Source organism: Roseibium sp. R5, assembly GCF_055755305.1.
The window spans coordinates 3,123,338-3,141,461 of the sequence record NZ_CM146910.1 but is presented as its reverse complement, the minus strand read 5'-3'; the positions used below and the strand labels follow the sequence as shown (position 1 = coordinate 3,141,461).

General features: G+C 57.3%; 15 protein-coding genes and 1 pseudogene. 8 read left to right on the top strand and 8 right to left on the bottom strand.

Annotated features, from left to right (window positions below; genetic code table 11):
• Window positions 1-24 precede the first annotated feature (24 nt).
• The 5 genes from AC0J4F_RS14745 to mgtE all read left to right on the top strand — a co-directional run bounded on the left by AC0J4F_RS14745 (window position 25) and on the right by mgtE (window position 5,585).
• Window positions 25-1,449 carry a circularly permuted type 2 ATP-grasp protein gene (locus AC0J4F_RS14745; RefSeq protein ID WP_133946885.1) on the top strand — a complete coding sequence of 475 codons (1,425 nt, stop codon included), beginning with the start codon at window positions 25-27 and terminating at the stop codon, window positions 1,447-1,449.
• Window positions 1,450-1,455: 6 nt separating this feature from the next.
• On the top strand, window positions 1,456-2,406 hold the full coding sequence (locus AC0J4F_RS14740) for an alpha-E domain-containing protein (protein ID WP_473023851.1): 951 nt from the start codon (window positions 1,456-1,458) through the stop codon (window positions 2,404-2,406).
• A gap of 29 nt (window positions 2,407-2,435) precedes the next feature.
• Window positions 2,436-3,254, top strand: coding sequence for a transglutaminase family protein (locus AC0J4F_RS14735; protein WP_473023850.1), 819 nt, complete (start codon window positions 2,436-2,438; stop codon window positions 3,252-3,254).
• A gap of 85 nt (window positions 3,255-3,339) precedes the next feature.
• A complete protein-coding gene (locus AC0J4F_RS14730; RefSeq protein WP_473023849.1) occupies window positions 3,340-4,071 on the top strand; it encodes a proteasome-type protease in 732 nt (243 codons plus the stop codon).
• Window positions 4,072-4,157: 86 nt separating this feature from the next.
• A complete protein-coding gene (gene mgtE / locus AC0J4F_RS14725) occupies window positions 4,158-5,585 on the top strand; it encodes a magnesium transporter (protein ID WP_473023848.1) in 1,428 nt (475 codons plus the stop codon).
• 95 nt (window positions 5,586-5,680) lie between these two features.
• Here the strand turns inward: mgtE and AC0J4F_RS14720 are convergent, their stop codons facing one another.
• Both AC0J4F_RS14720 and AC0J4F_RS14715 read right to left on the bottom strand, forming a co-directional pair.
• Entirely contained in the window at window positions 5,681-6,454 is a 774-nt protein-coding gene (locus tag AC0J4F_RS14720) for an ATP12 family chaperone protein (protein WP_473023847.1), read from the bottom strand.
• A complete protein-coding gene (locus AC0J4F_RS14715) occupies window positions 6,454-7,134 on the bottom strand; it encodes an HAD-IA family hydrolase (protein WP_473023846.1) in 681 nt (226 codons plus the stop codon). The genes AC0J4F_RS14720 and AC0J4F_RS14715 overlap by 1 nt, the downstream gene beginning before the upstream one ends.
• Window positions 7,135-7,532: 398 nt before the next feature.
• On the opposite strand from AC0J4F_RS14715, the gene AC0J4F_RS14710 reads away from it, so the two are divergent.
• Window positions 7,533-8,834, top strand: a complete 1,302-nt coding sequence (locus AC0J4F_RS14710; RefSeq protein ID WP_473023845.1) for a DUF2778 domain-containing protein — start codon at window positions 7,533-7,535, stop codon at window positions 8,832-8,834.
• Between the two features lie 73 nt (window positions 8,835-8,907).
• The gene (locus AC0J4F_RS14705) at window positions 8,908-9,078 is read left to right on the top strand and encodes a hypothetical protein (RefSeq protein WP_008192193.1); all 171 of its coding nucleotides are present in this window, start codon (window positions 8,908-8,910) and stop codon (window positions 9,076-9,078) included.
• Here AC0J4F_RS14705 and AC0J4F_RS14700 read toward each other — a convergent pair.
• The 4 genes from AC0J4F_RS14700 to AC0J4F_RS14685 form a co-directional block, all read right to left on the bottom strand.
• The gene (locus tag AC0J4F_RS14700; RefSeq protein ID WP_133946877.1) at window positions 9,075-9,860 is read right to left on the bottom strand and encodes an inositol monophosphatase family protein; all 786 of its coding nucleotides are present in this window, start codon (window positions 9,858-9,860) and stop codon (window positions 9,075-9,077) included. The two genes, AC0J4F_RS14705 and AC0J4F_RS14700, sit on opposite strands and share 4 nt — an antisense overlap.
• A gap of 29 nt (window positions 9,861-9,889) precedes the next feature.
• A complete protein-coding gene (locus tag AC0J4F_RS14695) occupies window positions 9,890-10,912 on the bottom strand; it encodes an RluA family pseudouridine synthase (RefSeq protein WP_133946876.1) in 1,023 nt (340 codons plus the stop codon).
• Between the two features lie 147 nt (window positions 10,913-11,059).
• Entirely contained in the window at window positions 11,060-11,443 is a 384-nt protein-coding gene (gene crcB / locus AC0J4F_RS14690; RefSeq protein WP_133946875.1) for a fluoride efflux transporter CrcB, read from the bottom strand.
• 124 nt (window positions 11,444-11,567) lie between these two features.
• On the bottom strand, window positions 11,568-13,958 hold the full coding sequence (locus AC0J4F_RS14685; protein ID WP_473023844.1) for a patatin-like protein: 2,391 nt from the start codon (window positions 13,956-13,958) through the stop codon (window positions 11,568-11,570).
• 440 nt (window positions 13,959-14,398) lie between these two features.
• Here AC0J4F_RS14685 and AC0J4F_RS14680 point away from each other — a divergent pair.
• Window positions 14,399-15,253: pseudogene (locus AC0J4F_RS14680) on the top strand (adenylate/guanylate cyclase domain-containing protein); the annotation flags it as partial.
• 43 nt (window positions 15,254-15,296) lie between these two features.
• Here AC0J4F_RS14680 and AC0J4F_RS14675 read toward each other — a convergent pair.
• Window positions 15,297-16,601, bottom strand: a complete 1,305-nt coding sequence (locus AC0J4F_RS14675; protein WP_473023843.1) for a replication-associated recombination protein A — start codon at window positions 16,599-16,601, stop codon at window positions 15,297-15,299.
• A gap of 13 nt (window positions 16,602-16,614) precedes the next feature.
• Window positions 16,615-18,072, bottom strand: coding sequence for a DegQ family serine endoprotease (locus tag AC0J4F_RS14670; protein WP_473023842.1), 1,458 nt, complete (start codon window positions 18,070-18,072; stop codon window positions 16,615-16,617).
• Between the last annotated feature and the right edge of the window lie 52 nt (window positions 18,073-18,124).

The window sequence follows — 18,124 nt, the reverse complement described above, 5'->3', positions numbered from 1 at the left end:
ATTAACAAAGCAAGCGGGGAGGCAATGTCAGACAGCTCTGGTTTTTTCAATGAGATGCTCGAACAGGACGGCAGTCCACGGGCCCCATATTCAAGAATCGCCAATTGGCTTCAAGACAAGCCGAACAGTTTTCTAACCAAGAAGAGCCGCGACGCGGAAACCATCTTCCGCCGCCTTGGGATTACCTTCGCGGTTTATGGTGCCGAAGACGCCACTGAGCGGCTTATTCCCTTTGATCCCATCCCCAGGATCATCTCAGCTTCAGAGTGGCGCCGCCTGTCGGCCGGTATCGACCAGCGTGTTCGCGCCCTCAACGCCTTCCTGCACGACATTTATCACCGCCAGGAAATTATCCGTGCCGGGCGCATTCCGGCGAACCTTATCCTGCAGAACGAGGCATTCTTGCCGGAAATGGCCGGGTTCACCCCGGCGCGAAAGGTCTATTCCCACATCATCGGGACAGATCTGGTCCGGGTTTCTGAGAACGAGTTTTATGTGTTGGAAGACAACACGCGGACCCCGTCCGGTGTTTCCTACATGATGGAGAACCGGGAAACGATGATGCGTCTTTTCCCGGAATTGTTCCAAACCCACAATGTGGCTCCCGTGGAGCGTTATCCGGAAAACTTGCGCCAGACGCTCGAAAGCGTTGCCCCGGATCCGGCGAAATCAGAACAGACCATCGTCGTCCTAACACCTGGTATCTACAACTCCGCCTATTTTGAGCATGCGTTCCTGGCCGACAGCATGGGCGTGGAATTGGTTGAAGGCCGTGATCTGTTTGTCGATGCCGGCAAGGTCTTCATGCGCACGACCCGGGCGCCAAAACAGGTCGACGTGATTTACCGCCGGATTGACGATGCGTTCCTCGACCCCCTCACCTTCAATCCGGACAGTATGCTGGGCGTGCCCGGACTGTTTGATGCCTATCGTGCAGGCAATGTGACGATCTGTAATGCGCCCGGCACAGGAATTGCCGATGACAAGGCGATCTACGCGTATGTGCCGGACATCATTGAGTTCTACACCGGTCAAAAACCGATCCTCAACAATGTGCCCACGTGGAACTGTTCGCGGGAAGATGATCTTGCCTATGTGCTCGACAATCTCGCCGACATCGTTGTGAAGGAGGTTCACGGATCTGGTGGTTACGGCATGTTGATCGGTCCAACAGCCTCAAAACGGGAGATCGCAGAGTTCAGGAAAATCCTGCAGAACAACCCCTCCAACTACATCGCTCAGCCGACGCTCGCCTTGTCGGCCTGTCCAACCCATGTTGCCTCCGGCATCGCGCCCCGCCACGTGGATTTGCGCCCCTTCGTTCTTATCGGCGATCAGGTGCGCATCACACCTGGGGGCTTGACCCGCGTTGCGCTGAAGAAAGGCTCCCTGGTGGTCAATTCCAGCCAGGGCGGCGGCACAAAAGACACTTGGGTACTGGAGGACTGAGACGACATGCTAGGAAGAACCGCCGCCTCCTTGTTCTGGATGTCGCGCTATCAGGAGCGCGCCCAAAACATTACCCGACTGATGGAAGTCGCTTATCGTGGGGCTATCATGGCTTACGATGGGCAAGCCGAAGGCCACCATTGGCAATTCGCTCTGGCCTGTTCAGGCGCTGAGACTGGCTACCACGAAAAACATGACGAGCTGCACTCGCGGCACGTCACGAACTACATGGTCTTTTCAAAAGACAACCCGATCAGCATCCGCAATTGCCTGGAGTTATCGCGCAACAACGCCCGTGCGGTGCGCACAGGCATCACCGCCGAGCTTTGGGAAGCCATCAATACGACCTGGATTGAGTTTTGCGACACCAGCCCGCAATCAGTCACCCAGGAAAAACTTCCGGACTTTCTGGCTTGGCTTGCCCAGCGGTCACATCTTTTCCGGGGCGCACTTCTGAACACTGTCTTACGCGATGATGGCTATTACTTCAGCCAGATGGGAACCTTTGTCGAACGGGCGGATAACACGGCACGGATCCTCGACAACCAATACTGGGTGCTCCTGCCGGACAACGACATCATCGAAGACGGCAGTTCTGAACGATACCAATGGTCGGCGATCCTGCGCGCCTTGTCCGGCCGCCGGAGCTACCGGTTTGCCTATCCAAACGCACAGCTAAAGGCCTTTAACATCGCCGAGTTTTTGATCCTGCGGCGCGAAATGCCCCGGTCGCTCGCCTATTGTTATGACTGGCTTGCCGACACAGCCGAAGACCTGGGGCATTTCTATGGGTCGCGGGAACCAAGCCTGGATTTGGCGGCTGATGTCTTCAAGGATCTGAAGGAGAAGCAGATGCGGGACATCTACCAGGAAGGCCTGCATGATTTCCTGATCGACTTTATCGGCAAGAACAACCAGTTTGCCCACCAACTATGTGAAGACTACAACTTCGCCTGACCTGTTAACCGAACAATTTCGGAACCGAGATGCGATTATTCGTCCGACATACAACCCGCTACAAATACGATCAACCGCTCGCCAACGCCATGCAGCAGCTTCGGCTCACGCCGGTCGCCAATCCTGCGCAACGGATCATTGACTGGAGTATCGAAGCGCCCGGCATTGAGCGCGCAACAACCTATTCCGATGCTTTTGACAACATCGTGCATATGGTCTCGCGCGCGGGGCCTGTTGAAGACGTCGAAATCACTGCCACCGGCACTGTGGAAACGACAGAAACCAATGGCGTGATCGGCAAAGAAAAGGGCGCCAGCGCGCCCGCACGGATCTACACCCGCGTCACACCCCTCACCCATTCGAACCAGGCGATCCGGAAACTGGCAGCCCTTGCAGAAGTCCCGGATCCGATCGGCGGGTTTCACGAGCTCATGCACGCCATCCGCGACAAGGTCGACTACAAGGTGGGCGTGACAGAGACCCACGCCAGTGCGACGACTGCACTTGCGGCCGGTGAAGGTGTTTGCCAAGACCATGCCCATATTTTCATCGCTGCAGCTCGCTCAATCGGAACACCGGCACGCTATGTGTCGGGCTATTTGCTGCTGGAAGACGAACAAGCCTCTGAAGCGCACCATGCGTGGGCGGAAGTCCGGATCGAGGGGCTTGGATGGGTTGGTTTCGATGTATCCAACGCTATTTGCCCAACCGAGCGGTATATCCGCTTGACCACGGGCCTCGACTCGCGTTCCGCTGCTCCTATCCGGGGAATCCGTTTTGGCGGGCAGGAAGAAAACCTGCATGTCGAGGTGGATGTGGCGCAAGCTGCGCTTCAGCAGCAACAATAATCGGGTCCTTTTGAATCCGCTTGCCAACGCCGGGAACTGGGACTAAACGGCGTCGGCCAAAATTCGCGGGATCGGGAAGAGCCGTATGACCTATTGCGTTGGAATTAAACTGGACCGTGGCCTTGTGTTGGCCGCCGATACGCGCACCAACGCCGGCATCGACAACATTGCGTCTTTCAAAAAGCTGCATGTCTGGGAAAAGACCGGCGAGCGGGTCATCACCTTGCTGTCGTCCGGCAACCTGGCCGTGACGCAAGCGGTCGTGTCCCTGTTAATTGAGCACGCCGACAACTCTAGCGATGAACGCACCACCGTGATGACCGCAAAGACCATGTTCCAGGTCGCGCGTCTTGTCGGCAGCGCCATTCGTGAGGTAAAGGCGATCGATGGTGAGGCCTTGGCCGCGAACGCCGACAACTTCTATGTCAGCTTCATTCTCGGCGGCCAAATCAAGGGTGAAGAACCGCGCCTGTTCCAGGTCTATGCAGCAGGCAACTTCATCGAAGTCGCGGATGACACACCGTTTCTGCAGATCGGCGAGCACAAATACGGCAAACCGATCCTCGATCGTGTCACACGAAAAAACATGCGTCTTGGCGAGGCTGCCAAGATGATCCTCCTGTCCTTTGATTCCACTTTGCGCTCGAACTTGTCCGTCGGCATGCCGATCGACATGCTGCTCTACAACACAGACAGCTTCAACACCGACCGGCAAATCCGCATCGAGCAGGACAACCCGTATTTCCAGAAGCTGTCCCACGGTTGGTCAGAGAAACTTCGCGAAGGTTTTGCCGATCTGGAAGAGTTCGACGTCTAACTGATTTCCGGCACTGCCCGCCTTTGTTAGGGTTCCGTCACATTGAGCTTCTAAAAGCGTGCGGAGACAACCGGAGTCCTGCCTGAATGAGCAAAGCCGATACCATGGCATCCGCACTTCCAGACATTGTCTGGACCCGCGAGCCGGCCCAAGAACACCTTGACGAGAACGACGCAACGCTGAACGCCGTGCGCGACATGATCAAGGCCGGCAAACGGCAGGATCTCCTTGACCTATTAAAGCTTTGGGATCCGACCGACGTCATGCAGATGCTGACACGGCTCCGTCTGAAACACGCCCGAAAGCTGTTCAAATGGCTCCCGGCCAATCCGTCGGTCAAGGTTGTTGCGGAGCTCAGTCCGGAGTTCCGGTCTATTTTGATGGAGGAGTCCACCCTCGATCAGTTCCGGGACATCCTGGCTGGCCTCGACCCGGAAGACGCAATCGAGATCCTCAACGAGTTTCCCGAAGATGCCGCCGATGAGCTGATCACGCGCCTGCCCGATGTGGAGGACATCGCCACCCGAGCGTCTTATGCCGACGACACGGCAGGGCGGGTTATGGCCCGCAAGTTTGTCGCGCTGCCGGAGGCCTGCACGGCCGGGGAAGCCGTCGAACAGATGCGCGCGGAGGCCAACCGTATCCGCAAAGTTTTCACCGTTTATGTCACCGATAAAGACGGCCGGCTAACCGGGACGGTCGAAGTCGGCAAACTCTTGCTGGCCCCTGCAGACGCGCCGTTGTCTAGCATCATGAACCGCGATGTCATTTCAGTTTCGGCCGATATGGACCAGGAAGAGGTCCTGCGGCTCGCCCGAAAGCGGGACATGCGAACCGTCCCGGTTGTCGGTGCAGACGGCCATTTGGTGGGGCGGATCACGCCAAAGCAGCTGACCCGGATCGCATCCGATGAAGCAAATGAAGACATGCTCTTGATGAGCGGTGTGTCAGCCGAATCCCGTTCCGATGACACAGTGTTCCGGATCGTCCGGGGCCGCCTGCCCTGGCTGCTCGCAGGACTGATCGGCGCAAGTGTTGCGGCAACGGTTGTTGGTTCCTACGAAGACCAGCTGGCCGAAGCCGCGATCCTGGCAGCTTTCATCCCCGTGACCATGTCCATGGCGGGCAATGCTGGCCTTCAGGCCTCTGCTGTTGCCGTTCAGGGGATCGCCACCGGCGCCCTTTGGTCCGGTGATATTGTGTTCCGGCTGCTCAAGGAGTTCCTGGCAGCCCTTTTGAACGGCACTGTGGCGGGCCTTATCCTGGGAACGCTGGTCATGCTCGCCTCTTTCGTCGTGCCGCTTGAAGCGCCGTTTGATCTGGCTTTGGCGACATCACTCTCCTTGTTGTGCGTCACCACGATCGCCGCCATGGTCGGCGCCACCATTCCGATCATTCTCGACAAGATCGGCATCGATCCGGCCATGGCCATCGGTGTCTTCATCACCTCGTCCAATGACGTCTTGGGCGTCCTGATCTTCTTCCTGATGGCAACAACGTTCTATCTGGGCTGATGTCCCGGTCGGCCAAGTTTCTGATCCACGCGCCGCCCCTGCGAAGGCAGGGGCCTAGTAAACACTCAGACCTATACTATCAAGGCTATCGAGCCTTATGCGTTTGCCAGAACAAGGGCGGCCGCATCGAACTCTGAGCGCTTGTATGCGCGGATCTGTTTGGCTTCCGCATCCTCGCCCCAACGCTCGATGTTGAAGTCTTCTTCAACATGGGCGGCGGTCCAGACATTGTCCGCATCTAGGAACCCCTCGCGCAGCGCGAGCGCAAGAAGCGCCGACCCGGTCAACGTGGTGACGGTATGAAACCCGGCAAGCCGCAGCGGGCTGTCGTCGCCGATCCTGGAGCGGAACGCCGTCAGCAACGCAGGATCCTGCGGCGTGTGCATGATGCCTTCGATGAGCACGAATCGTCCGCCAAGTTGATCGCCGGCCCATTCAACCACCGGGTCCCACACACGGCGCTGGGTGTCGCAGAGACTCTCCGGATCGTCGGCCCGGTAGCAAAGCGCATCATTTCCGGCAAACCCGGTGATGTCATCCGCGACTTCGCCAAATCGCTTGGCGACTGCATCTTGGGCCGAGTTGGCAATCCGGGTCAGCGGCATTCGGGCCGGATTGATTTCCTTCTCCTGAGCCTCCCACTCCGCGGCAACAGCAGCGCCCAAGACTTCGGTCGGCAGCAAAAGTGTCGACTTGGCCGGTGTCTTCACCGGGCGCCCATCCAGATGAATGGCAAAACCATCTTCTGTTTCAACGTGTTCGGCGCTCTTGTAGAATCTCTTTGGCAGCTCGCGGCGAGACAGTTCCCGGGCCCGTTGCTCCGGATCCTTCGCCGCATCTTCATGCAATGCTTCAAGGTAATCACGCATCACACTGCTTCCTCTGTGATTTTTAAGATTTCATTTATTGCTACAGCGAGCTCATCGAAAGTGTCGACCACCCGCTCCGCGCCCTCACTTACCAACTGGCTGTGATCATGGTAGCCCCAGGTCACACCGATCGCATGGACCCCGGCAGACCGCGCCATGGCCATATCAAACCCGGTATCGCCGATCATGACCGTCTTTATGGCTTCTGCACCTGTTTCCCGCAAAGCCCGTTCGATCATGTCCGGATGCGGCTTTGAAGGGGATGTGTCCGCGGTCTGGATGGTGATGAAGCGTCCATGCAGATCATGAACATCCAGCATGTACCGAACCCCGCGCATCGCCTTGCCCGTTGCGATACCAAGCAAAACATCAAGCCGTGCATGCAGCCGATCGATCGCTTCACGGGCGCCCGGATACAACGGATCAAGGTCCAGCCCGGACGTCCGCCGCGCAATCTTTTCCGTCCGGTAAGCGTCCGCCATTTGCGCGACCAGATGCGTGTGGTTTGGACCGACAAGATCCTGAAACGCCTCTTCCAGTGACCGCCCCACTATTGACAGGATTGTCTTTCGATCGGGAGCTGGGAGCCCGACAGCGGAAAACGCTGTTTCGAAGCCATGCACGATGGTGTTCTGGCTATCGAGAAGCGTGCCATCGACGTCAAATATGATCAGGTACATAAGGATCCGTGTCCGTTGGGCTCACCAATTGGCCGCATGTGCCGGGTTTTCCAGCCAGGGTCAAGCGGTCTGGGACATATTTTGGCCCGCATTTGCAGTCAAACGGCGCGCTGCCGGATAGAGCATTTTTTCCCGCCCCTGCAGAAGTTGCCGGGTTCCTCCACAGAACCGCCTCTCCCGGGCGAGCAATTTTGGATATCGCGGAAAACAAACGGGCACTTCGCGGACACCTCAGTCAAGGTGGTCTGAGTTTCGAGTGCGCCGCGCCCCGGCCGAAACGGCAAAAAATCGCCGTATGGTTAAAAGTTTATATAAACGCCTCAGGCAAGCTTGACGGGCGAGTATCAGTAAACATCGCCGTGTGATTCGATCCGCGGCCTCAGGGAAATACGTGCTTTATGCCAAAGACACACCAGTCCACGCCCAAGGCGCACACTCCGGTATCCAAGCAAAGCAGCTTCGGCGGCCATCTTTTGACAATCGGTGCGGTTACAGTCCTCGCCGGTGCTCTCGCCATCAAGGCGGCACTGCCTGCCCTGCAAGGTACAGCTGAGCATAAGGCAGTCGCGCTCACTCCAATCAAGGCCACGGTGCAGGTTGCCAAGGCCGAAGATGCAAACCATACGGTTCGTATCGCAACGTCGATAAAGGTGCCGGACTTCCCTGCAAACGATCGCGCTTCTTTAGACGCTATGGACAAGGCAAGGATTACCCCGGCTACGGCACAGCTTCTGCCAACACAGGACCAAAAGAACGTCGCCAAGGTTGCCCTCGCACAACGTTTGGCCTTCCTGAACCTGCGCTACGCCCTCATAGCCAGCCGGCCCGCCGAAGACGATACCGTTTATGGTCCTCCTGCCCCAGTTACCGGAAACACGTTGGTAGCTGAAGCGGCTCCGGAAGTGCCACAAGCAGCGGAGACATCAGGCCCGCAAACAGTCGTTGCGGGCCTTGCAGAACCGGCCGAAATCACGGCAGATCCGTCAACGGTCGATGCCTTGCCGATGATCGACGCGGAAACTGAGACTGTTCAGGTGGCAAGCCTGTCGCCATCAAATGTGCTGCCTGTCCCTGCCATGCGCCCGAAACCGTTGGTTCGAACGAAACCCGGTGCAATTTCAAAGCCCTCCTCTGCACCAAACATGCGTAAGACCACGCAGGCGCCTGTCTTGGCATACGCCAAGCCCCAAGAACCGGGCGCGGAAGACTCACCGTTCAGCGGCCTTGGAAAACTGTTTAACGGTAAAGGCGGCGGCTTGCCGGGCCGCAGCAGTAAAATCGCGGTTTATGACATCAGCGCAGCTGTCGTTCACATGCCGGATGGCAGCAAGCTGAAGGCAAATTCCGGCATCGGACACCGGATGAACAAACCCAAATATGCCTATGTGAAGAATCTCGGCCCCACGCCGCCGAACGTTTACAAGCTGCGGATGCGGGAGCGGCGGTTCCATGGGGTCGAAGCGATCCGGATGCTGCCCTACGACGTTGCTGCCATGCGCGGCCGCGACGGTATGTTGGCGCACTCTCCGCTTCTTCGGCGCAGCAAGGGCTCACATGGCTGTGTTGCGTTCACCCACTACGACAAGTTTCTGAGAGCCTTCAAACAGGGCAAGGTCAAAACGATGATCGTCGTGCCGGACATGAGCAAGCTGCCCAAATACATGGCGCTCTACAACGAACGGAAATACGCATCCAGATAGTGCGCTTGTGGTCTGTCAGATGATTGGGTATGGGTTTTAGGCATCTCCCAACGAAGCCTGCCCGGAGCCATCCTTGACCAAAATCATCGCGCTATTCTTGATCCTGGTGGCTGCAATCCAGGTGATCAAGCCTCTCGGCTGGCCAGGCCTTAAGAAGCGGTCCGATGCCTGGAAACTGGCCGCCGGCGTGGTCGCCGTCACCATCGGATCCGTTATTCTGACCGCACTGTTTCAGGGACTTTAAGTCCGCCCTGGAAGGAGATCCAATACCGTTTCATGAAGCCGCTTTGAGCCTGAGGCAACAATTGCACCTCGTGACGACAGCGATAACGGAGCGCCACTCCAATCCGTGATGCATCCCCCCGCTTCTTCAACAATTGGGACCAGCGCACAAATATCGAACGGATCAAGGTCCGGACCGTTCAGACATACGTCCACCATACCCCGCGCCAAGGCACCGTAGGCGAGGCATCCACCATCAAACCCCGTCATGGCGCCTGTGCTGTTCAAAGCTTCAAAGCCACTCCGGCTCTCACCGCAAAACGAATTCGGATTGGCCAGCGACAGGACCGCGCGATCCAAGTCCGCGTCTTTGCGGCTGGTGATGCAGCGGCCGTTCAAGGTCGCTCCACCGCCCTTGATCCCACAATACCGGATATGTCCCATCGGTTGATCGATGACGCCTATGACAGGTTTCCCGTGGTGGCAGAGCGCAATCAGGACACCGAAGTTGAGCAGCCGGGCACCGAACTGCCGTGTCCCGTCAATCGGGTCCAGGACCCAGACAAACTCCTTGTCGAGATCTTCTGCACCAAACTCTTCGCCGAGGATGCCATGGTCCGGATGACGGTGTGCGATCAGATCACGAAGCCGGTGTTCAACGGCTGTATCCGCTTCAGTCAAAGCAGAACGGTCGGCCTTGTACGAAACCGCGCCCTCACTGAACCAGGCTGTCCGCACGATTTCACCTGCGGCGTCAGCTAGGTCATGAGCGGTCCTGCCAAACTCGGCCAGGTGATCAACCATGTCCAAACTCTGGCATGAAAGAAACGTCCCTAGCGCTTGATGACGTTCTCATCCGGATCATCTATTTCCGGATCATAGTCGGTCGCATCAAAGCCCAAGAGGTTCCAGGTCTGCTGCATGTGCGGCGGGAGCGGTGCAGACACATCGATTTTTCCGTGGCCGGAGGGGTGCGGAATGACGATCCGCCGCGCCAAGAGATGCAAACGGTTCTGGATACCGCCCGGCAGTTCCCAGTTTTCGATGTTGAAGTATTTGTCATCCCCGATGATCGGGTGACCGATATGAGCAGCATGCGCGCGCAGCTGGTGTGTCCGGCCTGTGATCGGTTTCATCGTGACCCATGAGAGCTTCTGGCCGGATTTTTCGAAGACAGAGTAGAGCGAGACTGCGTGTTGCGCATCATCCGCGCCGCCCTGGCGGACCACCTGCATACGCTCTTCTTCTTCATCGCGAGCGAGAAAGGTTGAAATCCGTCCCTGATGAGGCTTCGGAACACCGGCGAGGATTGTCCAATACACCTTGCGCGTATTGCGATGCCGGAACGCCTTGGTCAGTTCCTGCGCCGCCTGACGGGTCCGCGCAACAAGAATGATCCCGGAGGTTTCCCGGTCAAGCCGGTGGACCAAGCGCGGCTTGTTGCCCTTTTGATCGGTAAAGGCATCCAGCATGCCATCCAGGTGGCGCTTCAAACCCGAACCACCCTGAACCGCAAGACCAGCCGGCTTGTTGAGGACCATGACCTGGTTGTCCTCATAGAGCAGCATGTCCTCGATTGCCTTTTTGTCGTCGGCAATCAGCTTGGTCGATTTCGGCCGGGCGTTTTTCTTGTCATCCGCTGGCAATTCAACACCGAGCGGTGGAATGCGGATAATCTGCCCTTTGGCAATCCGCGTGTTGCTTTCCGCGCGCTTGCCATCCACCCGCACCTGTCCGGTCCGCAGCAGTTTTTGCAAGCGGCCAAAACCCAATCCGGGATAATGGGCCTTGAACCAACGGTCGAGGCGCATGCCCGCCTCATCAGCGGTCACTTTTTTCTGTTCAATCGCGGACATTTTTGGACTCGTTCAGCTGCAGCTTGAATGTGCTGCGCTCGATCTAGGCCTTCGCGGCGTCGCAAAGGCAAAACAAACATTCCGCCGCGTATAGGCGGATTTGGGCCGAAAGGAAAGGAAAACGTGCAGGCAGGCAACCCGATGGCCTCAAGTTCCGCCAATGCGCATGACCGCAAGACCGGCGAACACCGCCAGAATGGAGAGCACGACCGAGCCAACCACATAGATCAAGGCCAGCATTGTGTCGCCCCGCTCCCACAGGACCGACGTATCGAGAGAAAAAGCGGAAAAGGTCGTAAAGCCGCCGAGAAGACCTGTTGCAAGGAAATATCGCAGTGGTTGCAGGTGTGCGGCCTCATGCTTGACCAACCAGCCAACAAAGAGCCCCATGGCCAGCGAACCGATCACATTCACCGCTAACGTGCCAACCGGAAATCCGGGGCCAAACAACCGGAGGGTTGCCATCGACACGAGGTGCCTTCCGCCAGCGCCAATACCGCCACCGATCATAACCAGTAGGAGATGATACAAACCAATCCGTCCTATTCCGTTATCTGCTTTCAGTCTTTGCCGGACCGGCCCCTTAAATCAACCATGACGTCTGGTTTCTTGCACACCAAAAGGCCGTTGTAGTTCACAGGCGGCGGGAGTTGCGTCACACATTCTCCGCGACATGGGCAAAGTCAGGGTAGATAGACCGGACCAATGCATCCACGCGATCGAGTTCTTCGGGAATGTTCGCCAATTTTTCCCGTTCCTCGTCCAATATGGCCAGAAAGACCCGCGCGCGCGCCTGGTTCAACTGGTGCTGAAGCAACGTGGTTTCGCCGACAGCTGAGAGAATGACGCTGACCAGCCGGTCGGCAGCGTTGAGCCGGCCCCATAGATAGTCATGCTCGCGCCAGGACCTGTTGAAGAACGCACCAAACATGTTGAGCTGTTTTCCCTTGAGCTCAAACCCGTCGGTGTAGAGGCTTTCGGCATCCTTCGGACTGATCCGGTCAACAAGGATCTCCGTGACTTCCGAAAAGTCGTTCCGCTGCAGGACCGGGAATGTGATCAGGTCATAAAAGCCGAAGCCGATATAGGCTTGGAGAAGTGCCCGATGCCGGTCCTTGTCCAGCGCCCCTCCTGCTGCCTCGGCAAAGAGTTCGTCCTGCAACCGATCCAGATCAGCCAGCCCCATCATGCCGCTCAGCTGGTCTATCAATTGTTCTAGCGATTGAGCACAAGACGTGGAAGCGGGATCTTGCGCACAGAGCTCGTGGGCCGATTGCACAAATTGCCCTCCGTAGAACCGCTCCTGCCAACGCCACGACAAATGATCAACCTGCTCGTATAGAAGGCCCTTCAGCCGGTCCAGGGCGGCGGTATCTGGCGCCGGTAGTTTGGAAGAACGATCGTAGTTGTAGAACTCGTTTAGCTTGCGAATAACAAACCGCAGGCGGCGGATCCGATAGTCGACGTCCAGCCCTTTCAGAAGTGCAATCACCGCCGGGTCGCTTCTGCCAAGCTCATCCGGACGATCAGATGGCAAGCTCAGAAAGTGATTGTAGAATTGGTTGAGCAGCCGTTCTTCCTGGCGAGTCCCATTCTGGTTTTTATCGAAGGCTGTTACCAAGGTGGCAAGCCGTTCCGCCAGTGCATGCAGTTTCAAGGACTGATAGTTCAGAAAGGCAAATCCGGCCTGTTCAAAAGCCTTGACCGTCGCCTGTTTCCGGCAACGCGACACGACATCGGGCGTGATGGCCCGCCAGCTTGGCAAGATCCCGGACACGGCCTGCTCCACGATCGGGTTGGCGGTGTCGATCAATTTCGCCAGCCACCGGCTGCGACGGTTGTTTTGCTCCAGTTCCTTCAGATCATCCCCGATCGGCTCATTGCGAGGGATGTGGGCTAGCGATGCCAAAATAACCCGGAAAAAGCCGGGCAGTTCAGTGACACCCCTCTCCTCGGCCGCGTATTCAAGCGGGGTTGGATCGACATACAATAACCGCCGCGACACCTCTCTTGCCGCAGGGCGGTCCTTGATGACATCGATCACTGGCGCGAAAGGCTTGTTCATCACCACACTGCCGTCCACAAAACAGTGACGCGAGGTCGTGTCATCATCGAGATGAAGTGCCCGGGACAAGAACCGGTCGCGATTGGCCCAGCGTTCCTTGCGGCGGGTGAGAACACGATCCATCTCAGCAATCGTTGCCGGGGGAAAGGCACCGGGAAACGACGACGTGGCACGAGCCGCGAACACCAATTCCGGAATACTTTTTTCGTCGAATTGGCTGTCAATGAAATGGTTCGACCGGTGCGAGGCATGGAAATGCAGAATGCGCCGGTGATCCCACTCCTCCACATAGTCCGGATCATCCAGCAAAATGCGCCGTTTGATACCGTTGTAATCGGTGATCGTCACAAAGAGATCGAGGGTTTGCCCCCTCGGAATCAAGGTTCGTTCCGCTGGCCGTTTGATCTCCATCTTCTGGCTTGCATCGAGCATCCATCCGATGAACCGTTCCCCGGAAAACGGCGGTGAAAACCATCGTGACTGCATGAACTGGCGCAGCTTTTCACGTGTTTCAGGATCTTCAACCCGCCGGGAAAGCCGCGCAGAGACCAACCGGTCCAGCATCGGTGACACCGACATCTTGAAGTATCGGGACAGGCCGTTCTGGGGCCGAGCAAGGCGTGTCACATCCGCATTTTTCAGCCACATCTCACTGTGACTGTCCAGCGGCAGGTCGTGGGCGATTGCGCGCGCCAGCATGATCCCGTTGACACCACCCGCAGACGCCCCGGCAATCGCGTCGACGACAACGCGAATGTCCGCCTTGGGCGACAAGAGATTGAGTAGGTCTTCATAGGCAGCCTGGGACGGCGCCATATGCTGCGCACTGTCCGGCTTGTCGCCGTTTTTGGTTTTCCGGTCTGCGCGATAAGACGACGCCCGCACCAAATTCAGAATTTCACGGCTCACACCATGCATGTAGATGGCAAGGGACACCCCGCCATACAAAACAAGCGCAAGTCTGAGCTCGACTTCCTTCATGGGATTGATTCGGTCCTTCTATCCAAATGCTACCGCAGATCGGCGCCCGTATCATTCATGTTGGCATTCGCCCCGCCCCTCGAAAGAATCTATCAGGCGTTTCTTATTCAAACCTGTTCACAGATGGTTTTTCGGAGCTGGCGTACCGCTTTCCCCTTAGAATCTCGTGCAAATTGATCTGCAGCGTTTTAGATTGCTGACAGGCAAGGCCAATGGCGCCACCAGCCATTCAACCGCGGCGAACCGCCGGTGTGGATCAAGCGTTTATGGAAGATACGAAAAGCATCAAATCGGAGGACCGCGCCAAAGCGCCCAAGAGGACGCGGGCGAAATCCGGTTCGGAATTGCAAAAGCTCCGCAAGGACAATGCTGCCCTTCGGGCAGAGCTGGACGATCTGACCCTGCTTTATGAAGCAACGATTGAGCACAGTGAGGCGATCGAGGACCAGCTTGCTGGCCAGACCGCCAAGCTCGAAGTGCTCTCCGGCAAGCTTTCTAAATACCTCTCTCCGCAGGTCTACAAGTCGATTTTCGAAGGGCGGCAAGAAGTCAAAATCGCCTCGACACGCAAGAAGCTGACTGTTTTCTTTTCTGATATCGCTGAATTCACAGAGACCGCCGACCGGCTGGAATCGGAAGAACTAACAGCTCTTCTCAATCACTATCTGACAGAGATGTCGAACATCGCACTCAAACACGGCGCGACTATCGACAAATATGTTGGCGATGCGATCCTGATCTTCTTCGGGGACCCGGAGACAAAAGGCGTGCGCGAAGATGCCCTCGCCTGTGTTCGGATGGCGATTGAGATGCAAATCCGCATGAGCGAATTGCAGGCGGATTGGCGCAAGGCTGGCATTTCCAAACCGCTGAAATGCCGGATGGGCATCCACACGGACTACTGTACCGTTGGCAACTTCGGCAGTGAGGACCGTCTCGACTACACAATCATCGGCCGGGGTGTGAACATTGCTTCCCGCCTCGAGAGCTTGGCGGCACCCGGGGCGATCACGATTTCCTTTGAAACCTACTCACAGGTCAAAGACCACATCGTCTGCCGGGAAACCGGCGATGCCACCGTCAAGGGGATCGCCTATCCGATCACAACCTTTGAAGTGCTGCGCGAAGAAATGCAGGAAGATTTTCAGTCGGCGGACAAGCTCATGGACATGTCAAAACAGCTTGAGGATCTTGCTTTCGAACTGCCGTCGGAAATTGGCAGCAAAGAGCGTGAAAGCCTTGTGTCTTCGTTGAAAAATGCCTTGGCGCGCCTCAACGAGGCGGATGACAAATAGATCCGCTAGATCAACAGGCGTTTTCATCAAAACGACCGATGCTCTAGCTGGGTTCCTTGCGCAGCTTGTCCCAGTACTCCAGGCGCTTCCGCAGATCCCGTTCAAAACCGCGTTGCGGCGGATCGTAATAAGTCTTGCGGCCCATATCCTCCGGGAAATAATCCTGACCGGAAAAGCCGTCTGGCGCGTCGTGGTCGTATTGATAGCCGTCGCCATAACCTTCCTGCTTCATCAGCTTGGTCGGCGCATTCAAGATATGCTTGGGCGGCAGCAGTGACCCGCTGGTCTTGGCATCCCGCATCGCAGCCTTGTAAGCGGTGTATGCTCCGTTGGATTTTGGCGCAGTCGCCAGATAGATCACGCACTGCGCAAGCGCGAGCTCACCTTCCGGCGAGCCAAGCATCTGGTAGGCATCCCGGGCGGCATTGGCCTGAACCAGCGCATTGGGATCCGCAAGGCCGATATCTTCAACCGCCATCCGGATCAGCCGCCGGGCGAGATACATCGGATCTTCGCCGCCATCCAGCATCCGGCAAAACCAATAAAGCGACGCGTCCGGATCGGATCCGCGCACCGATTTGTGCAGCGCTGAGATGAGATTGTAATGGCCATCTGCGCTCTTGTCGTAAATCGGGGCCCGGCGCTGCACGATTTCCTGGAGGCGTTCGGCGTCAAACACCTCATCTTCGGCAGACGCCCGCCAGACATCTTCTGCCAGCGTGAGCGCCGAGCGTCCATCACCATCCGCCATGCGGATGAGGACCCCACGCGCTTCGTCATCGAGCGGCAGCTTGCGCTCTTCCACCTCCTCAGCCCGTGCCAGAAGCTGTTCGATCGCTTCCTTGTTGAGCGATTGAAACGTCATCACATGAGAGCGCGACAGGAGCGCTGCATTGAGCTCAAAAGACGGGTTTTCCGTGGTCGCTCCAACAAGCGTGATCGTTCCGTCTTCCATCACGGGCAGAAAACTGTCCTGCTGAGCTCTGTTGAAGCGGTGGATCTCATCGACGAACAAGAGAGTTGCCCGCCCGCCCATGCGTCGGGCACGGGCGGCTTCAAACACTTTCTTGAGATCGGCAACACCTGAAAAAATGGCCGAGATCTGCTCGAATGCGAGATCAGTCTCGTTGGCAAGCAGGCGTGCAATCGTTGTTTTTCCGGTGCCCGGAGGTCCCCAGAATATCAGGGAACCGAGCGTCCGGGTTTTCAGCATCCGGGACAGCGTCCCCTCAGGTCCCAGCAAGTGGTCCTGCCCGACAACGTCTTCCAACCGTGCAGGACGCATGCGATCTGCCAGCGGACGCGGTGAAGACGCAGCCAAACCAGAAGCTTCGAACAGATCACTCACGTACTTTGCCTGACTATCTCAGAACAATTTGGGACACTTTGCCGTCCCGTTCGATATCAAGACGCCAGATACGCGGAGGTGTCTTCGTGATCGTCTCCAGCATGCGTGTGCTGTCGATCGACTGGTTGTTGATCGCGCGGACGATATCGCCCGGGCGCAGGCCAACACGATCTGCCTGACCACCTCTGCGCACCTCTGCAATGATCACGCCTTCCGGCAGCCCGTCGAGCCCAAGTTCCTGAGCAACGGCGGGTGATAGGTTCATCACAGTCGCCCCTTCAAATGGTGAAAACTCCAGCAGTTCGCGAGTGTCTCGAGGAACGGTCTCCGGGGCCGGTTGCAAGCTGATGGATACGGTCTCCTCCCGGCCGGAACGCAGCACCGTGAACTCGGCACGTTCTCCGATCATCTTGGTCGCAAAGCGATAGCCGAATGCATTCGGGTCAATCACTTCCTTGCCGTCGATCGCGACAACCAGATCACTTACACGCAGATCTGCTTCATGGGCCGGGGAGCCGTCAAAGACAGCGGTCACCAATACCCCTTTTGGCCGGTCGAGAGACAAGGCTTCTGCAATCTCGGCACTGACCAGCTGGACAGTTGCTCCGAGCCAGGGTCGCTGAACCTTGCCACCCTGGTCTGCTGCGCGGGCAACATAGCGCGCCATATGCGCTGGAATCGCAAAACCGATGCCGTTCGACCCGCCAGAGCGCGAGAAAATCGCGGTATTGATCCCGACCAGCTTGCCCGTCATGTCAATCAGTGCGCCGCCGGAATTGCCCGGGTTGATCGCTGCATCGGTTTGAATGAAAAACTGGTAGTCCGTCACACCGACCTGCGTTCGCGCAAGCGCGGAGACGATCCCTTGCGTCACAGTCTGGCCAACTCCGAACGGATTGCCGATCGCTAGAACGATGTCCCCGACTTCCAGCAAGTCCGCATCCGCGAATTCGACATGCTCAAAAGGGCCGCCTTCACGGATTTTCAACACCGCCAAATCCGTCTGCTCGTCCATCAGAACAATGTCCGCATCAAATTCACGCCGGTCATTCAGCGCAACCCGGACTTCATCGGCGCCTTTGATCACGTGATGGTTGGTGATCACCGTTCCATCCGCTGAAATAATCACACCGGAGCCGAGGGAGGATTCAACCCGTTCACGCGGTTGGCCAAACCCGCCGTTCGGTTGGCCGAAAAAGCGCCGGAAAAACGGATCGTCAAAGAACGGTGACAGCTGCTGGCGCTGAACCACCTTGCGGCTTGCATAAACGTTCACAACGGCGGGAGCGACTTTCTTCACCAGGGGCGCAAAGGACAGCTTGATTTGCGCCGCACTGTCCGGAACCAGACGCAGGTCTGAAGGCGTCGGCTGTTGCGCCTGTGCCGCTGCTGATCCAATCCAGAACAATGCCAACAGACCTGCGGTAATGGCTTTCGTGCCGGACCTAGCCCGCGTTCCCAACAGACCCATGAACACTTCCCTTTTGCCGATTCTTAAATCTTCAAGATGCTTACACGGCAGA

Coding starts and splice junctions, on each gene's coding strand:
- mgtE (WP_473023848.1), top strand. CDS start 4,158: ATGAGCAAAGCCGATACCATGGCATCCGCACTTCCAGACATTGTCTGG.
- AC0J4F_RS14695 (WP_133946876.1), bottom strand. CDS start 10,912: ATGTCCGCGATTGAACAGAAAAAAGTGACCGCTGATGAGGCGGGCATG.
- AC0J4F_RS14720 (WP_473023847.1), bottom strand. CDS start 6,454: ATGCGTGATTACCTTGAAGCATTGCATGAAGATGCGGCGAAGGATCCG.
- AC0J4F_RS14730 (WP_473023849.1), top strand. CDS start 3,340: ATGACCTATTGCGTTGGAATTAAACTGGACCGTGGCCTTGTGTTGGCC.
- AC0J4F_RS14735 (WP_473023850.1), top strand. CDS start 2,436: ATGCGATTATTCGTCCGACATACAACCCGCTACAAATACGATCAACCG.
- AC0J4F_RS14685 (WP_473023844.1), bottom strand. CDS start 13,958: ATGAAGGAAGTCGAGCTCAGACTTGCGCTTGTTTTGTATGGCGGGGTG.
- AC0J4F_RS14700 (WP_133946877.1), bottom strand. CDS start 9,860: ATGGTTGATCACCTGGCCGAGTTTGGCAGGACCGCTCATGACCTAGCT.
- AC0J4F_RS14710 (WP_473023845.1), top strand. CDS start 7,533: ATGCCAAAGACACACCAGTCCACGCCCAAGGCGCACACTCCGGTATCC.
- AC0J4F_RS14745 (WP_133946885.1), top strand. CDS start 25: ATGTCAGACAGCTCTGGTTTTTTCAATGAGATGCTCGAACAGGACGGC.
- AC0J4F_RS14715 (WP_473023846.1), bottom strand. CDS start 7,134: ATGTACCTGATCATATTTGACGTCGATGGCACGCTTCTCGATAGCCAG.
- AC0J4F_RS14670 (WP_473023842.1), bottom strand. CDS start 18,072: ATGGGTCTGTTGGGAACGCGGGCTAGGTCCGGCACGAAAGCCATTACC.
- AC0J4F_RS14740 (WP_473023851.1), top strand. CDS start 1,456: ATGCTAGGAAGAACCGCCGCCTCCTTGTTCTGGATGTCGCGCTATCAG.